At 37.7% G+C, this 17,925-nt stretch carries 16 protein-coding genes and 1 other annotated feature; of the genes, 5 read left to right on the plus strand and 11 right to left on the minus strand.

Going from position 1 to position 17,925, the window contains the following annotated elements; all coding sequences use genetic code 11:
* Positions 1-1,215: a metallophosphoesterase family protein gene (locus MKY88_RS20000; RefSeq protein WP_069482608.1), complete on the minus strand. Its 1,215-nt coding sequence runs from the start codon at positions 1,213-1,215 to the stop codon at positions 1-3.
* Positions 1,216-1,481: 266 nt separating this feature from the next.
* On the opposite strand from MKY88_RS20000, the gene MKY88_RS20005 reads away from it, so the two are divergent.
* The gene (locus MKY88_RS20005; protein ID WP_008173354.1) at positions 1,482-1,667 is read left to right on the plus strand and encodes a YhzD family protein; all 186 of its coding nucleotides are present in this window, start codon (positions 1,482-1,484) and stop codon (positions 1,665-1,667) included.
* 46 nt (positions 1,668-1,713) lie between these two features.
* Here MKY88_RS20005 and MKY88_RS20010 read toward each other — a convergent pair whose 3' ends face one another.
* Positions 1,714-2,496, minus strand: coding sequence for an enoyl-CoA hydratase (locus MKY88_RS20010; protein WP_328201349.1), 783 nt, complete (start codon positions 2,494-2,496; stop codon positions 1,714-1,716).
* Between the two features lie 139 nt (positions 2,497-2,635).
* Between MKY88_RS20010 and trhO the strand changes: the two genes are divergently transcribed.
* A complete protein-coding gene (trhO, locus tag MKY88_RS20015; protein WP_328201352.1) occupies positions 2,636-3,607 on the plus strand; it encodes an oxygen-dependent tRNA uridine(34) hydroxylase TrhO in 972 nt (323 codons plus the stop codon).
* Between the two features lie 62 nt (positions 3,608-3,669).
* Here the strand turns inward: trhO and MKY88_RS20020 are convergent, their stop codons facing one another.
* Complete coding sequence (locus MKY88_RS20020; protein WP_193833056.1) at positions 3,670-5,319, minus strand: FAD-binding dehydrogenase; 1,650 nt, start codon at positions 5,317-5,319, stop codon at positions 3,670-3,672.
* A 403-nt stretch (positions 5,320-5,722) separates the two neighbouring features.
* Positions 5,723-5,963: a binding site (T-box leader), on the plus strand.
* A gap of 159 nt (positions 5,964-6,122) precedes the next feature.
* On the opposite strand from MKY88_RS20020, the gene serA reads away from it, so the two are divergent.
* Positions 6,123-7,730: a phosphoglycerate dehydrogenase gene (serA, locus tag MKY88_RS20025; protein WP_069482612.1), complete on the plus strand. Its 1,608-nt coding sequence runs from the start codon at positions 6,123-6,125 to the stop codon at positions 7,728-7,730.
* A gap of 175 nt (positions 7,731-7,905) precedes the next feature.
* Here serA and MKY88_RS20030 read toward each other — a convergent pair whose 3' ends face one another.
* The 5 genes from MKY88_RS20030 to MKY88_RS20050 form a co-directional block, all read right to left on the minus strand.
* Positions 7,906-8,694, minus strand: a complete 789-nt coding sequence (locus tag MKY88_RS20030; RefSeq protein WP_328201359.1) for an HAD family hydrolase — start codon at positions 8,692-8,694, stop codon at positions 7,906-7,908.
* 171 nt (positions 8,695-8,865) lie between these two features.
* Complete coding sequence (locus MKY88_RS20035; protein ID WP_193833059.1) at positions 8,866-9,114, minus strand: DUF3006 domain-containing protein; 249 nt, start codon at positions 9,112-9,114, stop codon at positions 8,866-8,868.
* Entirely contained in the window at positions 9,101-10,288 is a 1,188-nt protein-coding gene (locus tag MKY88_RS20040) for an MBL fold metallo-hydrolase (RefSeq protein ID WP_328201363.1), read from the minus strand. Before MKY88_RS20040 ends, MKY88_RS20035 begins: the two co-directional genes overlap by 14 nt.
* A gap of 71 nt (positions 10,289-10,359) precedes the next feature.
* Complete coding sequence (locus tag MKY88_RS20045) at positions 10,360-11,706, minus strand: GntP family permease (RefSeq protein WP_258270414.1); 1,347 nt, start codon at positions 11,704-11,706, stop codon at positions 10,360-10,362.
* The gene (locus tag MKY88_RS20050) at positions 11,707-12,846 is read right to left on the minus strand and encodes a glycerate kinase (RefSeq protein WP_328201367.1); all 1,140 of its coding nucleotides are present in this window, start codon (positions 12,844-12,846) and stop codon (positions 11,707-11,709) included.
* Between the two features lie 164 nt (positions 12,847-13,010).
* Between MKY88_RS20050 and MKY88_RS20055 the strand changes: the two genes are divergently transcribed.
* Entirely contained in the window at positions 13,011-14,090 is a 1,080-nt protein-coding gene (locus tag MKY88_RS20055) for a CdaR family transcriptional regulator (protein WP_258270416.1), read from the plus strand.
* 39 nt (positions 14,091-14,129) lie between these two features.
* Here the strand turns inward: MKY88_RS20055 and MKY88_RS20060 are convergent, their stop codons facing one another.
* Positions 14,130-15,635, minus strand: a complete 1,506-nt coding sequence (locus MKY88_RS20060; protein WP_328201369.1) for a coproporphyrinogen III oxidase — start codon at positions 15,633-15,635, stop codon at positions 14,130-14,132.
* A gap of 175 nt (positions 15,636-15,810) precedes the next feature.
* On the opposite strand from MKY88_RS20060, the gene MKY88_RS20065 reads away from it, so the two are divergent.
* Positions 15,811-16,179 (plus strand): hypothetical protein, encoded by a 369-nt coding sequence (locus MKY88_RS20065; protein WP_328201371.1) that lies wholly within the window; start codon positions 15,811-15,813, stop codon positions 16,177-16,179.
* 46 nt (positions 16,180-16,225) lie between these two features.
* Here the strand turns inward: MKY88_RS20065 and MKY88_RS20070 are convergent, their stop codons facing one another.
* On the minus strand, positions 16,226-17,134 hold the full coding sequence (locus tag MKY88_RS20070) for a copper amine oxidase N-terminal domain-containing protein (RefSeq protein WP_328201373.1): 909 nt from the start codon (positions 17,132-17,134) through the stop codon (positions 16,226-16,228).
* A 120-nt stretch (positions 17,135-17,254) separates the two neighbouring features.
* Positions 17,255-17,917 (minus strand): ribonuclease H family protein, encoded by a 663-nt coding sequence (locus MKY88_RS20075; protein WP_144789596.1) that lies wholly within the window; start codon positions 17,915-17,917, stop codon positions 17,255-17,257.
* Positions 17,918-17,925 lie beyond the last annotated feature (8 nt).

The following is a 17,925-nucleotide window of genomic DNA, read 5'->3' on the forward strand; positions in this document are numbered from 1 at the left end:
TCACGCCCTTTGAATTTCTTCCGCCAATAGTGACTGTGCGTTGTGCGTTAGATTCTTTATATCCTTTTCAGATAAAGGCTCGATCAGCCTAGCGCCACCAGCATACTGGTATAAGTCTTTTAGTATATCCTTCCAGTCATTACTATCCCATTGCTCCATTAAACTTACGACTGATTGCGTGGCAGCAGAATATTCACCATGAATCGAAGGTTTTTGTAACACCATTTTTTGTACCCAACACATTGGCTCAATCCCCTCTTCTGCCTCTCGAATGGTCTCCAGCCACGCGTCCACCGTCGCATGCTCAAACAAGGCCTCTGTCTGCTCATCAATATTTTTTAAATAAAGTTCCACTACCGCCGCTCCCAATGAAGTACGATTGACAGCAATTGCTTCTTCGCATCTTTTAAGTAATTCATTAGCATGTACGATATTCGTACAATCCACCTCTATCGTGTTATAAACAATGGCGGAGGTAGGCATAAAATCAAGTTCACATGTTGTTTGAGATAAAGTTACATCATAGAAACCTTTTATTCCTTGTTCTTTACGATGACGACTTTGAATATTGCCTGGATAAACTATAGGGGGGTTTTCATGTAAGAGCTGTCGTTTATGAATATGTCCCAACGCCCAATAATGGTAGTTCTTTTCAAGCAGCTGCTGTTTTGTAAATGGAGCATATAAAGCATGTGAAGTATCGCTAGCCTCACTGCCATGCAACATGCCAATATGAATTGCATGAGAATCTTGAGCGATTGGATAAGTATCAACAACCGACTCCTTTAAGTGGCGTTCACTATAGCTGAAGCCATATATACAGACTTGCTGACCACGGATTTTCAAATGGACAACACTTGTCTCAGCCGGTAATTCATAAACATTGCTTGGTAAAGAAAAACGTGTCCAAGTTCCTTTTAAATGATCATGGTTCCCATAGCTAATAATTACAGGAATATTGTGCTGAAAAAGTTTCTCCATTGCCTCTTGAAATTTTCTTTGAGCTTGTAAACTGCGATTTTCACCATCGTAAATATCTCCGACAATTAATAAAAAGTCGGGCTGCTCCTGAATCGCCTTTTGAATAATTTTATCAAAAGCATCAAACGTACTTGATCGAATTTCTTTCAAAATGTGTTCAGGTAAGCCAAATAAGCCCTTAAATGGACTATCTAAATGTAAATCTGCCATATGGAAAAAACGAATTGCTGACATCCAATCACCCCAACTATAGATAATTCCCACCTCAGTTAGTTACTACAAACTATCAACCAAGGCAGTCATATGATTACAAAACCGAATATTTGTTCTATTTTATCATACTTCCCTATTTATGAAAAATGGTAATGCTAAAAAAAAAGTGCCGACTTACTTTTTCCACAATTTTCGTAATTTATCAAATAGTTTACTAGTTTTACCGTGAAGTTTATAAGTCTTCTATGTATAATAGATATATATTTCAATAAAAGGGTGGGGTTTGTATGGAGAATTATCGTTTCACAGCTTTCGAAAAAACAGGGGAAACATTGTTTGATGAAACATGGACTTTTGAAAATGATGAGGCTGCTAAATTAAATGGCCAACAACAAATAGAAGAAAAAGGTGTTGCCAACAAAACTCATCGTCTTGTAAACGCTTCAGGTAAATTAATTTTATTCCATGTTTAATAATTGAGAAAAGGCACGTAGGATATCTACATGCCTTTTCTTATTTTTATTTCCCTACAAAGACAGGTGTTCTTTTCTCTACAAAGGCATGAATTCCTTCTAAATGATCTGTCGTTTTACGCATAGTTGATTGACCTTCCGCTTCCATTGCAAGGATATTTTCGAGCTGTGGTAAATTTTGAGCGTGTAAAATATTTTTTGTCGTAATCATAGAAGAAATAGGTGAGGCAAGCATTTTACCAACTAGCTGATCTGCCATTGCAAATACAGTGCCGGCTGGTGCTATATAGTCAATTAATCCTGCATCTAATGCTTCTTGTGCTGTAAGGACCTTACCTTCCCAAATCATTTGTTTCGCTTTCACAGTCCCGACACGTTCCTTCATAAAGAAGTGACCACCTCCATCCGGAATCAGCCCTATCCCTATGAAATTCATAGCTAGCTTACTATTTTCACATGCCACAACAATATCTGCCCCTAGTGTTAAACTAAAGCCAAGACCTGCCGATGCACCATGAACTGCCGCAATGACAATCATTGGTAGCTGATAATAGGCCTTAACGATGCGTGTAAGATATACCATCGCTTCATCAATATTTAGAGGCTTATTTGAATCAAGCATCGCCTTAATATCGCCTCCAGCAGAAAAGACCTTCCCTTCTCCACGAATAACAAGTACTTGTATATCTTTTTCCTGTTGCAAAGCCTCAAAGCATTCAGCGAGTTCTCGCATCATAACGTCATCCATCGCATTCATCGCCTGAGGACGGTTCAAAGTTACCGTTGCACGGCGATCTAACATTTCTAAAGTAATCGTTGAAAATTCCATCTCCATTACCCCCAAATATGAATAGTCATTCACTATGTACTATTCGTGTTTTTTTAGAAAACTCCTTCTCCGCTAAACAAATTCGCTTTTGTTATGCTATATTAAAGGACGAATATTGTTATAAAGGTGGTTACACATTTTGACACAAAAAGACTATCGTATATTACTTTATTATAAATATGTTACGATTGAAGACCCTATAGCATTTGCTGAAGAACATTTAGCATTATGTCAAGAACTCGGACTTCTTGGCCGCATTTTAGTTGGTTATGAAGGAATTAACGGAACTGTTTCGGGGACTATTGAACAAACAGACGCTTACATGAATCATATGAAGGTAGATCCTCGATTTAGCGATATCATGTGGAAAATTGACGAAGCTGATGGGCATGCTTTCAAAAAAATGCACGTTCGCCCTCGCCGCGAGATCGTTCACTTGGGTTTAGAAAATGATATTAATCCATTAGAAATAACAGGAGAATATTTATCTCCAAAGGAATTTATGGAACAAATGCAAGAAGAGAATACAATCATTATTGATGCACGGAATGACTATGAATTCGACCTTGGTCATTTTAGAGGCGCTATTCGACCAGATATTGAAAATTTCCGTGACTTACCAGAATGGATGGAAACACATAAAGAAGAATTTGCTGATAAAAAGATTTTAACTTACTGTACAGGTGGAATTCGTTGTGAAAAATTTTCTGGTTGGTTAAAACGTGAGGGCTATGGAAAAAGTGTTGGTCAATTACATGGTGGAATTGCCACATACGCAAAAGATCCTGAAGTAAAAGGTCAACTCTGGGATGGTCAAATGTTTGTTTTTGATCGTCGTCGCAGTGTACCAATCAATCAAGTGGAGCATGTCGTTATCGGAAAAGATTATTTCACAGGTGAGCCTTCCGAACGTTATACGAACTGTGCAAATCCCGAATGCCATAAATTAATGCTATGTGAAGAAAAGCATGAATACTTTTATATGCGTAGCTGTTCTGATGAGTGCCGTCGTGCCAAACGTAACTTCTTCGTTGAGGAGCATGGCTGGACGGTAAATCAAATCGAAGAGCAAATCGCTAAAATTGCAAATGTCCAAAACGCAAATTCATAATAGACGTCACTCCATTACTTGGCGGCAAAAAGAGCATCGTTTATGACGATGCTCTTTTTACACTAAACTTCTGCTAAAAAACGTCCTACCTGAATACCACTAAATAAACAGCCACCAACAAACGTGCCTTCTAAAGCGCGGTAGCCATGAACACCACCGCCTCCGAAGCCACTTACTTCCCCAGCAGCAAATAATCCTTGAATAGGCTGACCATCTATCCCTAACACTGCCCCATTTAAGTTTGTTTGTAAGCCACCTAAGGTTTTTCTTGTTAAAATATTTAATCGTACCGCAATTAATGGCCAATTTTTAGTATCTAAAATTTTATGTGGCTTAGCAACACGTACAAGCTTATCCCCAATATAATTTCTGGCACCGTGAATGGCGTTCACCTGTAAATCTTTTGTAAACTTATTATCCATTTCTCGATCCCTTGCTAAAATTTGCTCTTTAATTTTCATGAAATCGAGTAAATTATTGCCTGCTAGTTTATTCATTCCATCTACTAGTTCTCTTAAATCATTTGCAATCACAAAATCCTCACCATGGTTTTTAAAGGCTTGGATTGGAGCAGGTGGTCCGGGCATGATCCTTTTTAAAACATCGCCAATGCTTTTGTTTGTTAAATCCGGATTTTGTTCCGAGCCAGATAGAGCAAATTCTTTTTCAATAATTTTTTCTGTTAAAATAAACCAGGAATAGTCATAGCCTGTTTTTTGAATGGTTTCTAGTGTACTGAGTGTATCGAATCCAGGGAAATTAGGTGCATGAAATCGGTTACCTTCTGCATCAAACCATAAGGAAGAGGGACCTGGCAAAATTCGTATTCCATGATTAGGCCAAATCGGATCCCAATTTTTTAATCCTTCTGTGTAATGCCACATACGATCACGATTCACAATACGTCCCCCTGCATGCTCTGTAATTTCTAGCATTCTCCCATCTACATATGCAGGGACACCACATACCATATTTTTAGGAGGGGTCCCTAATCGTTCAGGCCAATTTTTTCTCACTAAATCGAAATTCGCCCCGATACCCCCACTTGCCACAATAACGGCTGCAGCCTCATAAGAAAATTCTCCGACTCCTAATCTTGAGCTTTTTTCCCCTCGACTGATAAAGGTTTCTGCTAGTACTGTTCCACTTATCCCCATAATCTTTCCGTCTTGCTGAATAAATTCATCCACACGATGTCGTGGTTTAAAATCAATATAGCCATCTTTTATTGCCTGTTTGACTTTATCCACAAATGGCTTAACAATGCCTGGACCTGTTCCCCATACAATATGAAACCTCGGCACTGAATTTCCATGTCCACCAGCAAGAGAACCACCCCGTTCTGCCCAGCCAACAACAGGAAAAAATTTAATCCCCTTCGACTTCAACCAATCATATTTTTCACCCGCAGCAAAATCGACATAGGCCCTCGCCCATTTATATGCCCAGGAATCCTCATCTTCTAAACGATCAAAGCCTGCTGTCCCTAACCAGTCCTGCCATGCCAGCTCCTTACTATCCTTAATGCCGAGTCTTCTTTGTTCAGGAGAATTTACTAAAAATATGCCACCAAAGGACCAAAATGCCTGTCCCCCTAATGAATTTTCAGGCTCTTGATCTACTAAAAGTATTTTTTTCTTTGCATCGACTAACTCGCAGGCTGCCACTAAGCCTGCCAGTCCGGCACCAACTATTGCAACATCGTATTTCATTACTACACCCCCAAATCAATCATCCTTAATTTAAATTCTTCTCTCATAGTCTATTTACCTTCTAAAACTCAAAGTTTTGTCTAAAATGTGACAAGGCAAAATGTTCGTTTTCTTTCATGAAACAAACTAGTTCTAACTTAGAACAATTAATTAATCCCATTTAATTGCCATATAATATTTTTGCTATAAGCTTCATGGAACCTTGATACAATCAGTCTTGTTAAATATCGTTAACGCTTTCATTGTACACCCCTAAAAGACGAACATTACAAAACTTAAATACATAAAATATTCGTGTATTGGTATTTTTCAGACTTTTGAAGTCAATGTATTTTTAGTTTTTTAGAAATATCGTTGACAAAGGTGAACAATAGGGATTATGATGTTAACAAATTTAATCATAAAAAATATAACGACGGAGACACACTAGTCGAAAGAAAATCCAAAGAGAGCTGATGGTTGGTGTAAATCAGTGATTTCTACGATAATAGTTCCACTCCTGAATAGTTAAGCTGAACCATCTAAGTAAGCTTATCCGTCTCATGCACGTTACGCATATTGCTAAGACTGCAAGAATAATTTTTTCTAGCAGTGATTAAGGGTGGTACCGCGAACCAATGTTTATACAGCCTTTCGCCCCTTACAACACAATAACTGTGTTTGTAAGGCGTGAAAGGCTTTTTATATTGCTTTCGATTCGGAAAGGAGATTGTTTGCATGCTGTAAGATGTTAGAATTTTACAAATTTCAGACCGTCGTCACTAAGACCACAATTAACATTTATTAAAAAGGAGCTAATTATAATGATTACTGCCACAAAAACAATTAACGTATTTATTGCTGACCCACTAAGTGAGGATGGGATTTTCCCATTACGCCAGGAACAAGATTTAGATTTAAACATTATCGTAGACACTGGCCTAGCACCAGAAGAATTAATCGCTAAAATTGCAGATGTAGACGTGTTACTTGTTCGTTCACAAACTACTGTGACACGTGAAGTAATTGAAGCGGCAAAAAGCTTAAAATTAATTGGTCGTGCTGGTGTAGGTGTCGATAATATTGACCTTGCTGCTGCCACTGAGCATGGTATTATCGTTGTCAATGCTCCAGATGGTAACACAAACTCAGCTGCTGAGCATACAATCGCCATGATGACATCACTTGCACGTCACATTCCACAAGCTTTTAATACATTAAAAAATGGGAAATGGGACCGTAAATCTTATGTTGGAGTAGAGCTAAAAAACAAAACATTAGGTGTTGTAGGTTTTGGCCGAATCGGTGTTGAAGTAGCTTACCGTGCAAAAGGTCAACGTATGAATGTTATGGCATATGATCCTTTCCTAACTGATGAGCGTGCAAAAGAATTAGGTGTCACAAAGGCGACAGTGGAAGAAATTTGTGAAGCAGCAGATTTCATTACTGTACACACACCACTTCTTCCTGAAACACGTAATCTCATTAATAAAGAAAAGTTTGCAATGATGAAAGATGGCGTACGTATCATTAACTGTGCACGTGGCGGTATTATTAATGAGGACGATTTGTATGATGCTATCGTAGCTGATAAAGTAGCAGGTGCTGCACTGGATGTATTCGTATCTGAACCAGCGACAGACCATAAGCTTCTTACTTTACCTCAAGTAATCGCAACACCTCACTTAGGTGCATCTACGATTGAAGCACAAGAATCTGTAGCTGTTGATGTATCAAATGACATCATTAAATTTTATAAGACAGGTACTGTAACAAATCCAGTGAATATGCCATCTATTCCGAAAGAACTTCTTGCACAAGTCGAGCCTTTCTTTGAATTAGCGGAAAAACTTGGTTCATTCTTATCACAAGTAACAACAGAGCCTGTAAAAGAAATCAACTTATCTTATGCTGGGGATGTAGCAAACTATGATGTCCGTCCATTAACTTCTAATGCATTAAAAGGTTTATTAGCTAAAAACCACGGCAATCATGTGAATGATGTCAATGCTCGCTACCTATCTGAGCGTATTGGTATGAAAATTATTGAGCATAAAACGACAACAGCTAAAGGCTTTACAAGCTTAATTACGATTGAAATTATTACTGCAAATGAAACACATACCGTAGCTGGTACATTATTAAATGGCTTAGGTGCACGTATCGTCAAAGTAGAAGACTATGTTGTAGATGTTATTCCACAAGGACATCTACTATATATTAAAAACACTGACAAACCAGGTGCAATAGGTCGTGTAGCCACTAAACTTGCAGAAAAAGATATCAATATCGCAACTATGCAAGTTGGTCGTGCCCAAGTTGGTGGAACAGCAGTTATGATGTTAACGATAGATAATGTTGTAACAGATGAGGATTTAGCATTTGTTGCACAGCTTGAAAATATCGATGAAGTAAAAGCTATTAATTTATAATAAGGAAAATGAAAAGCAGGGAGTTTTTACTCTCTGCTTTTTTGATTACTCTTTAAAGGGGAAGCTAGTGATCGTGATATTGGTGATAGCGTTTCTATTCATACGCTTGGCATAAAATATAAAACTTTTCCAATCAAAAAAATGTACTGCATCCATGAAGGAGCAGTACATTTCTCTAAAGTTTTTCCACTAGTTGTAATAAGTCTGTCAAGGAGACTATCTCATAGGTAGGTGTCACAGCTCCATTGGCTATATTATTTTCGCGATTAATCCATACGTTTCGCATCCCAACGCGAGAAGAGCCTAGAATATCAGTATTAAGATTATCGCCAACCATAATCGCCTCATCTGCTGTAATGCCTACTCTCTCCATTACATGCTCAAAAATAGAAGCGTCAGGCTTACCTTTTCCAAAGTCTCCTGAGATAATAATATGATCAAAGTACGGAGCAATTTCTGGCGTAATTTCCAACTTTAAATTTTGCAAACTAGGTGCGCCATTGGTAAGTAAAACAAGCTGGTACCTCCCTTTTAATTCGTCTAACACAGTAAATGTATCTTCGTATAAAAATGGTGAGGCTTTGCGCTCAGCTACAAAACGTTCTCCTAGTTCTGTTCCGAAGTTTGCATCCTCTATACCAAGAGCAGCTAAACCTTTTGTCCATGCTGAAGCACGATAGCCCGGAACAAGCCCCTTCATTGTTTGAAAAGATTCAGTCGGGTCATCAAAAGTTCCCCATAGTCCTTCGAAAGGATTAATACCAATTAATACTGTATAGTCGTATGTTACATAACCTTCGTATAACGCACGAGCCTCTCGACGAACCGCTTCCTCTAGCTCAGCAGAATTCACATTATGTATCGTAGCAGCATAGTCGCACGTTTTTTCAAAAGCAGTTTTTACTGATTTTTTATCCCATAGTAATGTATCATCTAAATCAAAAATAATAGTGTTTATCGACATTTTGTCCGTCCGCTCCTAGGTTCTGATTAATACTATTATTTTAGCATATTTTCAAAATATTTAGGATAACAAATTATGTCCAATTCCTCTCAAATTCCACCCATCTACAAGACATTACTGATTCAAAAATAAAAACAAGCTGTGGATAACTTACTCACAGCTTGTCACCTTTTATTGATGTTTATGACGTAAACGGTCCATTAAATTCTGGATATCGGCTCTTTTTCGTTCCGTTTCTTCCCTTAAAATTTCAATATGGTACATGCCGTCGATTTCTTCTATCTGTACACGATCCCCAACAAGCACGGGCTTATTCATAGCTGACTGTAAAATAATGATTTGTTCTTCTTCCTCAGGATACTTTAAAAAAACAGCATAACCGTCTTCAATACGATCTAAAGTATATTTAGTCGAGCTCACTAACAAGTTCCCCTTTCTCATTCCGTAATTGCGCAGCATCTCCACCGTTTAGCCATATCTGTTTAGTGGTCCATTTTAAATAATTATCCCCTTCACGAGCATTAGCCCCGCTAGTAATATAAATGATCTTACCAGGCTGTAGTGATAAATTAGGAAAATTAAAAACTTGATTTCCTTCCAGAGAAATAAGCTGCCAATCGTTTAACGAAACAGCTTGTTGACCATTATTTTTAATGCCTACAATTTCTGTCACTAAATCTTTGCTGACGATCTCAACAGCTGAGGAAGGTAAAACAATGGATGGAGTTTTTGGAGTTACAGCTCTGGAAGCCTCCTTTCCATTCACCGTGTAGTTTACCCCATCTGTTGCCACCATAATCGTTCCTAAGTCAGCAGTAGCATAGATGTTACTCCCAATTGCTTGCAATCGATCCACTACTTCAGCATGAGGATGTCCATATTTATTATCTTCACCATAGCTTAATATAGTGACTTCTGGCTTCACTGCATGAATGAATTCTTCTGAGCTACTTGTATTAGAACCATGGTGTCCTGCCTTCAGAATAGTGGCTGTCACATCATTTTGCATCATTTCTTTTTCTAATGATATGCCAGCATCCCCCGTTAATAAAAAGGATACGTTGCCATAAACAACTTTTAAAACAATCGAAGCATCATTATTATCTGTTGCATGTTCATTTGCATTTAAAACCTTCACCTGTACATCCTTATCAAATTCAATAAGGTCCCCTGTTTTCGGTACATAATAAGGTATGTTTTTTTCATCAATCGCCATCAGCATTTCTTCAAAGGTTTGAGAGGTATGTACTTTGCCCGAATCATAAAATTGCTCAATAGGGATTGCCTGTAACACTGGAATGAGCCCACCTATATGGTCAGCATCGGGATGTGTTGCCACTACCTGATCAAGTTTATTCACACCAAGTTCCTTTAAATAAGAAACTACCCGCTGTCCTGCACCTTTCACGCCACCGTCTATAAGCATTGTTTTCCCATTAGGCGATTCAATTAATATGGAATCTCCTTGTCCCACATCAATAAAATGAACTCGCATCTCATGGCCAGCCGATACAGGCACTTGCTCTGTCTTAACTGCTTCTGTACAGCCTGCTAATAAAAAAATACAAAGGAGTACTACTATTAATTTTTTCATGTTACTAACTTCCTTTCTATCTTTCTATTATACAAAAAAGAGAGCTTACCATGGGCAGCTCTCCCCGTACTTTAAACAAATATCCACCATAAAACCATTGTAATCATGATTGTAACAATACCTTGCAATAATGTTGCAACGGTTTGTGCCTTATAGGCTTGTGTAACTTCCATTCCACTATACTGTGTAATTACCCAGAAGAAACTGTCGTTCACATGACTAACTGTCATTGCACCAGCTCCAATGGCCATTACTACTAATGCTAACGGGACAGCTCCCTCAATGCCAAGTGTCACGAGCATTGGTGCAACTAAAGTAGACGTAATAACAAGCGCTGTCGTTGAAGATCCTTGGGCGGTTTTTAAGGCAGCAGCTACTATAAATGGCACTAGCAGGAATAAAGTACCTGACGCAAACATCCCCAAATCCATTTCCTGCAGCATTTCTCCAACACCAGCATTTTTAATAACGGTTCCAAATGAACCGCCCGCTCCTGTAATAAGTAAAATGGGAGCAGCTTCTTTTAAACTCTCTCCAATCCAACCCGTTAAAGTCGTTTCACTAATTTCAGGTAATAATAAAAAGGCAGCAGCTACCCCTAAAAATAAAGCTACTGTTGGTGAACCTAAAAACTTAAAGATCGTATTGAATGTTGATTCCGGATCACCTACTAATGATGCTATCGAACCAAGACCAATTAAAACAATTGGGAGGACGATTGGTAAAAAGGCTTTAAATGTTGAAGGCATTTTTCCAAAGGATTTAATGACTTCCTCATAATCTAATGCCTCCACCTCGTCTTCGGGTACTCGAATTTTGGTTGCAACTTTCACTGACCACATATAGCCTACGAATGTAGCTGGTATAGCTACTAATAAACCAATGACAATAACTGTCCCTAAATAATCTGCCGCCCCAATATTTCCTGCTGCTGCTATGGGACCTGGTGTGGGGGGTACTAATACATGTGTCGCAAATAAGCCCGTTGCTAAAGCTACTGCCATTGATGCAATCGTTACGTTAGCCCGTTTTGCTAATGATTTTTGCAAACTCGATAAAATAATAAAACCCGAATCACAAAATACTGGGATGGATACGATGTAACCAATTAAAGACATCGCAAGTTGTGGCCGTTTTGGACCGACGATTCGTAAAACCACTTCTGCCATTCGATAGGCAGCACCTGATTTCTCTAATATTAAACCTATAATAGTTCCAGCGATAATCACTAAGCCAATGCTCGTCATTAAACCACCGAAACCAGTGTTAATACTTTCTACCACTGTTAATAGTGGCATACCTGAAGCAATTCCAACGAAGAAGGCACTAATTAATAACGCCAGAAATGGATGTAGCTTTAATTTGGCTGTGCCCAATACAACAAACAATACCCCTATTAAAATAATAATGAACAACATCTAGTCAGCCCCCTTTTGTATGTAAAGCTCTAAGATTTTCTTAGTTTTTAAACGAATAAAATGAGCAGGTTCTTGCATTGCCTGCTGAGTAGTAATCTCCTCATCTACTAATGTTTCTACAACGCTAAAATACTTTTGAAGTGCAGGTTTAGCCGTACTATCAATGTCTCCCGACAATAAAACTGCATCTACATGTGCTAACGCAGCGGCTTTCGCAACCCCCAATGGAGCCTTACCATGTAATGTTTGGAGATCCGATTTTCCTTCACCCGTTATTACTAACTGTGCGGCTGCTAAATGATCCTGTAACTGGACAGCATCTATGACAATATCAATTCCTGCATGAAATGTCCCATTTAAAAATGCGATTAACGCGCCTCCCAATCCTCCTGCTGCTCCCGCTCCTTGATAATCATGCAATCGAATAGAAAACTGTTGTTCGACGATATCTGCAAAATGCTTTAAACAGTTATCAAAATGTGTGACTTGATCATCCTGCACACCTTTTTGAGGACCAAATATAGCTGTTGCTCCTCGTTCACCAATAAATGGATTATCCACATCACAGGCAATGGTAAATATCGCTTCTGTTAATCTAGCATCCAGTCCACTTACATCGATTGCAGTTAACTCCAATAGACTAGAAATTCCATCCTCTAAATCGGAGCCATCTTCCTTTATGAATCGCACACCTAATGCCTTGAGCATACCAATCCCTGCATCATTTGTGGCACTTCCACCTATACCGATAATAAATTTACTAAAGCCACGGTCGAGAGCTGCTTTAATAATTTGGCCAGTACCATACGTTGTGGCAAATTCAGGATTTTTTTCGTTGTCTTGTAGCAACATGATGCCTGATGCCTGAGCCATTTCAATCACACATGTTTCTTTATCACCCAAAACACCATATTGTGCTTGTATATCTCTTCCTATTGGATCTAATACATCCACTGAAAAATATTGACCATTCGTAGAGGCAATAAGCGAATCAAGTGTCCCTTCCCCACCATCTGCAATTGGTAGAATAATAGTTTCTATTGATGGATCTGCATCCAGAATTCCCTTCTGCATGGACTTCGCTACTTCAACTGCTGACAGAGTACCCTTGAAGGAATCTGGACTAATAATGATTTTCATATAATACCTCCACTTATGTCGTCCATTGACATTTACGTAAATTTTAAATTCCTAAGTTAAGCGCTTACAAATTATTATAATGACAATAAATTCAGAAAACATTATAATAAATGTACAAATTATCTGTGCTATAACAGACCGTTTTTTATCCGAGGTGTATAAACATGTTGACCAAAAAATTAGCAGAAGATATCGTCCATCAAACAATGTTGCGCTTACGTCACAATATTAATGTCATTAGCCCTACTGGTGTTATTTTAGCCTCTGGAGACAAGATGAGGGTGGAGGATATTCACGAAGGTGCAGTTTATGTAGCACAAACAAAAAATACGTTGATTATTAATGAAGACAATATAGAGTTATATCCAAATACAAAGCCTGGCATTAATATGCCTATTATGTATCAGGATGAAGTAGTAGGTGTAATTGGTATAACTGGAGATTCAGAAGATATGCTTGAAATCGCTAATCTCGTTCAATTAACGACAGAGATCATGACACATCAAGCACTCGTTGAATCTAAAAGCGAATGGCAACGGAAGAATAATGACTACATATTCGAGGCACTCGTTCATGGAAGTAAGCTGGATACTACGTTAAATAAACGAATTCAGAAATTACCCTTCTCACTAATAGCACCCTTCCAAGTTATTTTAGTGAGTTTACATGAAACATCTTATTTAGAAAATACGATACCCTTCTTTTTTGAGGATTTATTTTATAGACAGCCCATTCTAGCTGGACATAGCCAATTACAGGAGTATTATATACTGCTAACCCATTGTCAGGAACAAAGCCGTCAATCTATCATAAAAGCTCTCAGAAAGAAAAAACAAAAACTACCTTCCTTACAAATTGGTATTGGTCCAGTTGTCCAGCAACTTTCACTACTTCCTTATAGCTATCAGGGAGCTAGGACAGCACTTGAATTTGCTAACGTCCATAACGAGATTACTTTTTTTGAGGATGTAGAGTTATTTTCTCTTTTTAAACATCGTGAATCAGAGGAGGTACAAGCCTTTCATCACCGAATCCTTAAAAATATCAATGCAAAACAGCTGGAAACATTACAGTCGTTTTTTGATTGTAATTTACAGTTAAAGCTTTGTGCACAGCAACTAAATATTCATCGCCATACACTTACTTATCGATTAAATAAAATAAGAGAGTTAACTGGCTATGATCCACAATATTTTGAAGATGCAGTGATTTTGCAAATGGCGTGTACATTACGAACTCTATAAATAGTAAAGGCAATCTGAATCACTCAGATCGCCTTTATTTTATAGTTTGTATAGCTCATCTAAAAACTCGATTTTTTTCCCAATAGCCTCTTCAAAGGTCATAATATATGCTGCAGGATCTTTTGGGTTGTGGAATTGCGTAATTTTTCCTGTTTCAGGATGAACAAATTTAGAAGATGCGCCACAACCAATCCCTAAGATTGTCTGTACCTCTTCCATGATCACAATATTATAAATACTCTCTTCACCAGCTTTACTATAGCCGACATTTTCGAGATTACCTAAAATATTTTTTTGGCGATATAAATAATATGGAACATAGTCATTTTCCTTTGTCCAATCTTGTGCCATTTGCATCATTTCAGCGACCGTATCACGATCCGCTACTTTATATTTATCTTTATTGCGAGTCATTTCAGATGCTCGTTTAAATGATAATGTATGAACAGTTAATGATTCTGGCTGCATCTTAGCCGATTCCACTAACGAATGCTGGAATTCCTCAATACCTTCATTTGGTAAACCAATAATGAGGTCCATATTAATATTGTTCATACCGGATTCACGGGCTAGCCAAAATTTATCAATTGTTTCTTGAACTGTATGATGACGACCAATGGCCTTTAACGTTTCATCTGTATAAGATTGGGGATTTACACTAATACGATCAATTCCCCATTTTTTAAGCACTTCTAATTTTTCAGGTGTAATCGTATCTGGTCTTCCTGCTTCAACGGTAACCTCTCGAATTGTTTCAGGGTTCGGGAAGGATTCATACATCGTTTGATATAAGGCGTCCATTTCATCTGCTTCAATGGAAGTTGGTGTACCGCCCCCCCAATAAATAGAGGTGATTTTCATATTATTGTCCTTGAGCCAATTTCCCATTTCACGTAATTCAATATGCAAGCCATCTAAAAATGTATTTACACGACCTTGCTTACGATTACTTCCGATCGCATAGGCTGGGAACGTACAATAGGCACATTTCGTTGGGCAAAATGGAATGCCGATATATACACTAATCTCTTGCCCAATTTGATCAATATCTGGAATGGTTACTAATTGTCGTTCCACGATATCCTTTAGAAGTGCTACCTTCTCCTTAGACAAGCGAAAATCTCGAATTAATAGCTCAGCAATTTCTTGATCCCCTTTTCCTTCTTTTCTAAACTTGTGATAGAGCTTAGTCGGACGGACTCCTGTTAGAATCCCCCATTGCTGATGTACCCCTGTATGCTGCTCAAGAACATCTAAAAATACATGGGATAATGCTCGTTTCATTCGAATATTGAGCTCACGACCTGTTGCAGTTGATTCGTATTGGATGCTGTAATCATTTGTATATTGTTGTCCATCTACAGTCAATATCGCTTTTGTAGCTATTGAAAAATTCTCTCCAACGTCGTACGTAAATGAAACCGACATATCAGCTTCCTCCGGCTCCACTCGCAGCTTGGAATCCTCAAAAAATAAATTCGCTATATGATTTAATACGCGAATCCAATCCTCAGGATATTTTTGATCTATGTGAATCATTTTCATATTGTTTCGCTCTCTTCTTTTCTTATTCCATATATATTGCAGATTTAAGTTTAACAAATTTCTATGACTATAAGCAAAGTAACAATAAGAAACGATTGAAAACAGAATATTCAGTCTACATATAGACAAACTATTTTTTTGTCATTATAATTTTTTACAAAAGGTGGTGTTGATAGTGTTTCTTTTAAAAAATAGTAATCGTCCATCCATTTCGAGCTTTATTCATCAAGTAGAGGTAGCATTCCACCATTTTGACTTAGCGCGATGTGATGAAAAAACATTATATGTCACCGTATTATTTAAATATGGAACATATAATGTGATCTGTGACTTTATCTACATCATTGACCAACAAGAAATGTACGGAGCTATATCTATCAACAAGCACTACGAGAAAGCTAGGGCATTTGTTAAACAGCACTTCCAGCAATTTTTATTGTATTCAGATGAAATGATATTAGCTAAAAATTTTATGAGTACTGTTTCTTTCAAGCAATGCCTGCAGCAATTTGCAAAAAGATATCCTTCCAGAATAGTCTCTTGAAAAATAAAACTAGTATGCCATAAAAGTTGGCATACTAGTTTCAAATTTATTTCAAAAATTCTTCAATGAATTCAACAGGGATATATGTTTTCGTGTCTTTCAACGTTGGTGCCACTGACAAAGTGCGTAATGATTTGTTATAACCAAACGTTTTATCTCCACGTGTGATTGTATAAGATCCATTGCCCTTTGTTAGGATAACCGTTTTACCTTTTGATTCAACTTTAAAGCCAAGCTTTTCTGCAATCTTACGTAATGGCACCATTGTTGTTTCTTGTACCATATAAAAATCTGCGGCGATGATTTTATTAATTTCCTCATCTACTGGATTCAAAGAACTTTCCGAATTGTCATCTAAAACAATCACTTTCGAAGGTGTTGTTTGTGCTGGAATACTCTTAGTGGATGCTGTATAGAAAACAGCTAAATGCTTCTCTGCTAAATCTTTTGACGTTACTTTTTCACCATTTGCATTAAGTAGCTCTGTTTCTTTACCAATATTTAATTTTAAAATATCATATGTGTTTGTTAAATCCTCAAAGAAATAATCCACTTCTACAAACCCAACTTCTTTTGAATCTACAATGACAATTTCTGGATTGAATTGCGGTGGATAGATATATTTTTGTGGTTTATTGGCAAATGTATAGGCTTCTACTTTATCCCCTTCTTTAAGCTCTACTTTTTTACCCGTATTATCATATACAGGAGTATCTTTAGTAACTTCTAGTACATTTGTTTGCTCTCCGTCTTTAACAGTGTAATATGTAATATCTTTAGCAACACGAACATCTTCAACTGTTCCATGTGTTTGATTGAAAATGTGTACTGGATCAATTTGGATTTGCGGAATTTCAACTTCATCCTTCTGCTCATTTGCCGAAGCAACAGGTATGACAACACTTCCCATTAATAATGCAGACAAAGCTGCTGGTGCTAATTTTTTCATATACATAAAATATCTCTCCTTATTGTTTGGGTTCATAGGAGTAGTAGTTTCAAAATGGAAAAAGTTTCATTACCTATAGAGAATTTAAAAAAAGAGGTGACAGTAACTACCGACACCTCTTTCGATTTATTCTTTTACGAGTTCACTCAAACCTGTAATATCTATACCATTTAATGCTTGTGTAGCAAGACGGTCTGCTTCTGAATTGTCCTTGCGAGCGATTAGCTGGTAGTCCGGTTGAATAGTAAGCTGTGCTAATTTGGCATCGATCTTATCTGCCCAACCTACTAAATCCTTTTCTAATGCTGCCCATTCCCCACTTAATTGATTGATAACTACTTGGGAGTCTCCTTTAATTTGGACAGGTAGATGATGGACGTTTAGTAATTCTAGCTCCACTAAACCTAAATAAAGCGCAGCATATTCTGCTTCATTATTAGATTTAAGCTCGGATGAAAAAGCATTTCTTCTTAAACGATAAGGCTTGCCATTTTGTTCATAGTAAATAGCACATCCAAGCCCTGCCTGTCTTGTCCCCCGATCAAAACCTCCATCGAAATAGACAATGATATTATGCGGCTCTGTATCTATTTCTTTTAAATAGGCTTTTAGCTCTTTTAATGTCCAACTTGTATCTTGACGATCCAAACAATGAATGGACTTGACTCTTCCGGTCTTCTCCATATCCTCTGCTAGTAATAGCGCTTGCGCTGCAGGCATTTCTTCAGAACGTAAAACAGTTGTTGCTCCCTTCGGTGTTTTATAGGTCCATTCAATGAATACATGCATAGTTATAA

The organism is Lysinibacillus sp. FSL R7-0073 (assembly GCF_038009065.1).
Classification (GTDB): Bacteria; Bacillota; Bacilli; order Bacillales_A; family Planococcaceae; genus Lysinibacillus; species Lysinibacillus fusiformis.